At 67.1% G+C, this 2,852-nt stretch carries 1 protein-coding gene and 1 pseudogene; both read right to left on the reverse strand.

Going from position 1 to position 2,852, the window contains the following annotated elements; translation table 11 throughout:
• Window positions 1-94: 94 nt before the first annotated feature.
• Window positions 95-193, reverse strand: a pseudogene (locus ACFVFQ_RS38605) (IS5/IS1182 family transposase); the annotation flags it as partial.
• A 295-nt stretch (window positions 194-488) separates the two neighbouring features.
• On the reverse strand, window positions 489-2,501 hold the full coding sequence (locus tag ACFVFQ_RS38610; RefSeq protein WP_383425387.1) for an ATP-binding protein: 2,013 nt from the start codon (window positions 2,499-2,501) through the stop codon (window positions 489-491).
• Window positions 2,502-2,852: the final 351 nt, after the last annotated feature.

Here is a 2,852-nt window from a genome sequence, read left to right on the forward strand (position 1 = left end):
TTGGGACGTGAGACATCCCGCTCAACAGTCCGAGAGCCTCGCCTGTTACGGGCCACCAACCATCCCCCGATCAGTGGCCGAGTTGAAGAAGTTCATTGTGGCATCCCAGTGGATGGGTATCGACGTGCTCGGGAAGCAGCGCCGCGAACTGGTCCCATAGGGGTTCGAGCAGGCATGATGGCAGGACAGGCACGAGCCCTCCGATGATCACTGAGCGTAGAGAACTCCATGCTCACCCAGACTCGTGCCCGCTCCGTCCCCGGGGCGCCCTCTGGGCCACCCAGCGCGCCTACTGCCGGGCGGTCTCAATAGTCAGAGTCCGTTCGACCACGAGCACGACCATTGCGCCAACTCCACCTTGGAGATGGATGCTTTTTATAGAAAATCTCCATAGTTCGAGGGGATTGACATCAGTTGATTCGCCGGGTTCGGACTGGTACTTGCAGCCTGACCAACCGAATCCGCCAACGAAGTCCTTGAGGGCTGGGTCAAGTTGACTGGGCAGTGCTGTCGTCGTGGATGAGGCGGCCGGTCTTGCGGTATTCGATTTTGATGCCGGTGATGAGGTCGGCGGTGTTGAGGGGGCGGTTGGTGTGGGCGGCGCGGTAGGCGGCGTTGGTGGCGGCATTGCGGATGGAGCCGCCGGGCAAGGGGAAGGAGGTGGCGATGTAGGGGAGGTCGAGGTGGGGGGCGCGGGGGGTGTGGGGGCCGATACACAGGTCCCACAGGGCGAGGCGTTCGGTTTCGGTGGGGAGGGGGAAGTGGATGATGTGGTCGAGGCGGCGGGTGAAGGCGGTGTCGATGTTTCCGGTGAGATTGCTAGTGAGGAGGGTGAAGCCGTCGAAGGCTTCGAGGCGTTGGAGGAGGTAGGAGATCTGGGTGTTGGCGTGGCGGTCGTGGGCGTCTTTGGTCTCGGTGCGTTTGCCGAATACGGCGTCGGCTTCGTCGAAGAGGAGAATGCCGTTGATGCCGCTGGCTTCGGTGAAGAGGGCGTCGAGGTGTTTTTCGGTTTCGCCGATGTATTTGTCCAGGACGGTGGCGAGGTTGACGGTGTAGAGGTCCATACCCAGGTCGGCGGCGATGACTTCGGCGGCGAGGGTTTTGCCGGTGCCGGATTCGCCGGCCAGGAGGGCGGCGATCCCCCAGCCGCGGCCGTGTCCTGGGCGCAGGGCCCATTCGCCCAGGACACGGTGGCGGTGGCGGGCGCGGAGGGTGAGGTCTTTGATCTGGGCGGTGGTGGGGTCGGGCAGGATGAGGTCGTTCCAGGTGACGGTGGGGGTGATGCGGCGGGCCAGAGTGGTCAGGCCGTCGGCGTTGTGGTGGGCGGCAGCGTGGGTCAGGTGGTGGAGGGCGGGGGTGGTGTGGTGGGCGTGAGCGTGGGCGAGGGCGGTGGTGACGGTGGTGTGGATGTGGGTGGGGGAGAGGCGGTAGGCGCTCATGCGGGCGGCGTGGTCGGTTGCTTGGGGGTAGGCGGCGTGTTCCAGGATGTGTTGCCAGGTGGTGAGGCGGTCGGTGTGGCTGGGAGCGGGGGCGGTGAGCAGGAGCGGGGGTGGTGTGGTGCCGGGTGGCCGGGGCTGGGTGCCCCAGCCCAGCAGGGGTGGTGTTCCTGTTGTGGCGTCGCTGGTGGGGGTGAGGGGGGTGGGCCAGGTGGTCTGGGGCGTGTTGAAGGGACCCAGGAGGAGGGGGACTCCGTGCAGGTGGGCCAGGTTGTGCAGGAGGTGGGCGGCGCGGTCGGGGTCTGGGGTGCGGGCGAGGGCGGCCGGGTCGGCGCGCAGGGCCCGGGCGGGCTGGGTGGCAGCGGCCAGGATGCCGTCGGTGTCGCAGCAGCAGTCGGCGTTGAGGTAGAGGAACTGGGCCTGGGTGGTGAGGGCGGTGCGTAGGTGGGTGGCGGTGGTGGCCTCGGCTGGGCGGAGGGGGCGGGGCGGGGCGGAGGGGTGCCAGGCGGCGCAGTTCGCCAGATCGGGCGGCAAGGCGTCGGAGCCCAGCAGGTAGGCCACGGTGTGGTCGGTGGCGCGCAGGGGGCGATGGGGCAGAGGGATGTCGTCGGGGAGGGGGGCAAGGGCGCCGCAGGCCAGCAGGGGACTGGAGCCGTCCAGGAGGTGGTGCAGGGCGGGGTGGGGCTCTTCGGTGTTCCACAGGGTGTGGGCGAGAGCGGGGGTGGCCCAGGAGATGTCGTGGGGGGCGGGCCGGGTGACTAATAGGGGGCTCAAGTGTGGGAGGAGGGCGAGCAGCAGCAGATCGGTGTCGGCCTCGGACAGGGTTAGGCGGCGGGCCAGATCTCGCAGACGCAGCGGTCCGGTTGCGGCCTCGGCGGCATCGGCTTTTTGCTCGATCTGGTCGTGGCGGGCGGTGAATTCCTTTGCGGCGACGCCGCCCGGGGCAAGGGCTAACCGGAGCCGGTCTTCCAGCAGGTGCAGCCGGGCGTGCAGGTAAGTCGCATGATGGGTGACGGGTTCTTCGGGGGGCGGGGCTGTGCGAGGGCGGTACGGTGTCGCGTTCATCGGACTCCTCCGTGGATGTCCCTGCCTTCGGGCAGGGGCGGAAGCGGACTCTGCGGAGCAGGGCAAGCAGCGGGGTTTCGCCTTCAGGGTGAAAGGCCGTGCTCTGACCTGCAGGTTTGATTTCTCGCATGTGCCACCGCTGGGTTGTGAGGTACGGCAACTTCCCACGTGAAGCGGGTTTTTCGGCACCGCTTCTACCTGAGCGATACAGGTGGCTGAGCTGTTGCGCACGTTTGGGTGCGTGCGGAAGATTTATTGAACTTCTTCAACTCGGCCACTGATCGGGGGATGGTTGGTGGCCCGTAACAGGCGAGGCTCTCGGACTGTTGAGCGGGATGTCTCACGTCCCAA

Origin of the sequence: Streptomyces sp. NPDC057743, assembly GCF_042798755.1 — a bacterium.
Classification (GTDB): domain Bacteria; phylum Actinomycetota; class Actinomycetes; order Streptomycetales; family Streptomycetaceae; genus Streptomyces.

What these genes read in the sequence shown, in the direction of transcription:
- ACFVFQ_RS38610 (WP_383425387.1), bottom strand. Translation starts at nt 2,501, where the DNA reads ATGAACGCGACACCGTACCGCCCTCGCACAGCCCCGCCCCCCGAAGAA.